Below are 3,277 nucleotides of genomic sequence, written 5' to 3' on the forward strand. Positions count from 1 at the left end.
CCGTTGCCGCCGGTCGCCGCGGCGGCGCCGCCGGTCGCATATCCCCCCACCCCGCCGTAGCCGGCGCCGCCGCGGCTGTTGCCGCTGTTGTCGGCGTAGTTGCCGATGTATTCCACGCTATTGCCGGTCACCGCGCCGCTCAGCGTGCTGGTGGCGTTGGCGGTCGAGGTGTTGAAGGCGTTGGTGAAGGTCGAGGTGGCGGTGCCGCCGTTGTTGGCGGCGACGCCGGCCAGTGCACTGGCGCTGGCGGCGCCGCTGCTGTTGTTGTTATTGTTCTGGGCGTGGGTGCTGCTGTCCTGGCTGGCAGTCGAATTATTGTTGGCGCTGGCGCCTGCGCCGGATTGGGTGGTCGCCGTTTGTGCATAAGCCGCGCTGAAGGCCAGTGCCATCGCCGCGCCGATCAGAATCTGTTTCATGGTTGCTCCTAGCTTGTGTTGAATGAAGTGACCGGAGACCGCCCCCGGCATCGCCTCTTTCGCAAACTTGGTGCCAGCCGCGCCAAGTCCTTGATCCGCAACGACTCTGCGGCATGCGCGCCGCCGGCGCGGCCGGCGCCTGTCACGCCGCGGTGACAGTGGCGCCATTCATTCACTCTGGCCGTCGGTGTAACGGCCGTGTGACTGCCCGCCCAGGCCATGCTTGGCCAGCAGCCGGTAGAGTGTCATCCGCGAGACGCCGAGGTCGCGCGCGGCGATGGTGATGTTGCGGCCGGCGCGCTGCAGGCTGGCGGCCACGGCGTCGCGCTCGGCGCGCGTGCGCACGTCGTCCAGCGCCAGCGGTACTTGCGGGTCGCGCGCCGCGTCCAGGCCCAGGTCCTGCGGCAGAATCAGCCGCCCTTCGGCCATCACCATCGCGCGCCGCACGCGGTTGATCAGTTCACGCACATTGCCCGGCCAGTCGTGCTCGCGGATGGCCTGGGCCGCGCGGCTGCTGAAGCCGCGCACGCGCGGCGCCCGCTCGTGGCAGAAGGCGTCAAAAAAATGTTCGGCCAGCGGCAGCAGGTCTTCGCGCCGCTCGCGCAGCGGCGGCACGTCCAGCGCCAGCACGTTCAGGCGGTAGTACAGGTCTTCGCGGAAGGCGCCGCGCTGCACCGCCTGCGCCAGGTTGACGTGCGAGGCCGCGATCACGCGCGCATCGACCGCGATGCTGCGCGTGCCGCCGACGCGGTAAATGGTCTTCTCCTGCAGGAAGCGCAGCAGATTGGCCTGCAGTTCCATCGGCAGGTCGCCGATCTCGTCGAGGAAGATCGAGCCGCCCTGCGCGGTTTCGATCAGGCCGCGGCGGTCGCGCGCCGCGCCGGTGAAGGCGCCGCGCTCGTGGCCGAACAGTTCGGACTGGATCAGCGCGGCCGGAATCGCGCCGCAATTGATCGGCACGAACGGCCCCTTGCGGCGCGGCGAATGCGCGTGCACGGCCTGCGCCGCCAGCTCCTTGCCGCTGCCGCTCTCGCCCCAGATCAGCACCGGCGCGCTGGCCGCCGCCACCTTGGGAATCTGCCGCTGCAGGCGCTGGATGGCGGCGCTGTGGCCGGTCAACGTGGCGGCGTCGATCGGCGGTGTCGGCGCATGATCGCGCAACGCCGCCATGCCCAGCGCATGGCCCAGCGTGTGGCGCAGCCGCGCCGGGTCGAGCGGCCAGGTGTGGTAATCGTCGCAGTGATCGCGCAGCAGCTGGCGCCACGGCGCCCGTGCCGGCCAGGCCGGCGGCAGCACGGCGATCCAGCGCACGGTCCAGTATTCGGCCAGCAGCGCCTGCAGACTGTCGGCATCGTCGCCCTCGCGCACCAGCAGCAGGCCGACGGCGACCTGATGGCTGTTCAGCTGGCGGCGCGCGTCCGCCAGTGTGGCGGCGCGCCGCACATCCCAGTCGGGCGGCAGTCCGAGACTGAGCTGGAGCGCACCCACGCCGAGTATCGCATTGTTCGTCATGCTGGTTGGACGGACAACCATGCCAAAAGTTCAAGCTTGCCGCACCGCAGAGGGCAATATAGAATGCGCGCAGTTTTTTTGAGCAGGTCGGTACTAGCCTGTCAATAGTGCATATAAGTTAAAAACAACGATGGGTGGTGTGGGATGAATCAATTTGAATTGAAGCCGGCCGAGCTGCCGACCTGGGGCCAGCGCAGCGCGCTGCGCGTGCTCAAGCTGTTCGGCTGGCGCATGCTGTACCGTCCCCTGCCCGGCCCGCGCGGCATCGCCGTGGTGTACCCGCACACCTCCAACTGGGACTTCATCGTCGGCCTGTTCGGCAAATGGGCGGTGGGTTTGCCGTTCCGTTGGCTGGCCAAGGACTCGCTGTTCAAGACCCCGCTGGGCGGCTGGTTCCGCTCGCTGGGCGGCGAACCGGTGGACCGCAGCGCGCCGCAAGGCATGATACGCTCGCAGGCCGAACGCATGAACGCCGCCGACTGGTACTGGCTGGCGATCACGCCGGAAGCCACGCGCGGCTACCGCCCCGGCTGGAAGAGCGGCTTTTATCACCTGGCGCTGGAAGCCAGGGTGCCGCTGCTGCTGGTGTACATCGATTACCCGAACAAGACCCTGGGCGTGGTCGATCACCTGCACCTGAGCGGCAACCCGGAGGCCGACATGGCGGCCATCGCCGCCATTTATGCCGGCCACCAGGGCCTGTATCCGCACAACGCGGCGCCCATCGTGCTGGCCGAGCGCCGCGCCGAGCCGCGCGACTAGCGTTACAGCCTGCCTGGCTGGCGCTGCAGTTTCAGCGGCGTGGCGCGCGGCTGGCCGGCGCCGAACAGCGCATCCGGCCGCGCCGCCTCCAGCGGTTCACCGAGCGCGCTGGCGTCCACCGACACGCGGATGTTGGCCTGCACCTGGCCATCCACCTTCAACTGCGCCAGGCCGAAATAACGCTGCGCCGGATCCAGCCCGGACCACGACACCGCCACCGTGCCATACGCACCGGGCGCGGTCACCGACGGCGCCAGCACTTTCATGTTGGCGTCCTGCTGGCCCGGCTTGAGGATCCAGCTGCTCAGCGCGAAGGTCGAAGTCTCGATCCAGCTCGACTTGACCGCCACGCACACCGTGTAGTCGCCCGGCGCCGGTTCCAGTCCGAGCACCCCCTGATCGCTGGTGCCGTCCATATTGCTGATACCGACCAGGACGCCCTGCGCATCGAGGATCATCAGATACAGCTCGTCGCTGCCCTGGCCCACGGCGCCGGTGTCGGCGTAAAAAGTGGCGAAGCGCGCGGCCGAGGTACCGACCGGGATGTTCACCTTCATGGCCGCCACACTGGCGCTGCCGCCGGCGCG

Annotated in this window: 3 protein-coding genes and 1 pseudogene; 1 reads left to right on the plus strand and 3 read right to left on the minus strand. The window is 68.8% G+C overall.

What is annotated here, in order from left to right:
* Window positions 1-416, minus strand: a pseudogene (locus E4L98_RS15845) (hypothetical protein); the annotation flags it as partial.
* Window positions 417-584: 168 nt separating this feature from the next.
* Window positions 585-1,949 carry a sigma-54 dependent transcriptional regulator gene (locus tag E4L98_RS15850; protein ID WP_135202521.1) on the minus strand — a complete coding sequence of 455 codons (1,365 nt, stop codon included), beginning with the start codon at window positions 1,947-1,949 and terminating at the stop codon, window positions 585-587.
* 123 nt (window positions 1,950-2,072) lie between these two features.
* Here E4L98_RS15850 and E4L98_RS15855 point away from each other — a divergent pair, with 123 nt between their 5' ends.
* A complete protein-coding gene (locus E4L98_RS15855; protein WP_135202522.1) occupies window positions 2,073-2,690 on the plus strand; it encodes a 1-acyl-sn-glycerol-3-phosphate acyltransferase in 618 nt (205 codons plus the stop codon).
* A gap of 2 nt (window positions 2,691-2,692) precedes the next feature.
* On the opposite strand, the gene E4L98_RS30060 is transcribed toward E4L98_RS15855, so the two are convergent.
* Window positions 2,693-3,277: hypothetical protein (locus tag E4L98_RS30060; protein WP_443093090.1), on the minus strand; the 585-nt coding region annotated here is incomplete at its 5' end.

The organism is Duganella callida (assembly GCF_004614165.1).
GTDB lineage: Bacteria > Pseudomonadota > Gammaproteobacteria > Burkholderiales > Burkholderiaceae_D > Rugamonas > Rugamonas callida.

Bases quoted from the DNA above. Each gene is read 5' to 3' on its own strand.
- E4L98_RS15855 (WP_135202522.1), top strand. From the start codon at position 2,073: ATGAATCAATTTGAATTGAAGCCGGCCGAGCTGCCGACCTGGGGCCAG.
- E4L98_RS15850 (WP_135202521.1), bottom strand. From the start codon at position 1,949: ATGGTTGTCCGTCCAACCAGCATGACGAACAATGCGATACTCGGCGTG.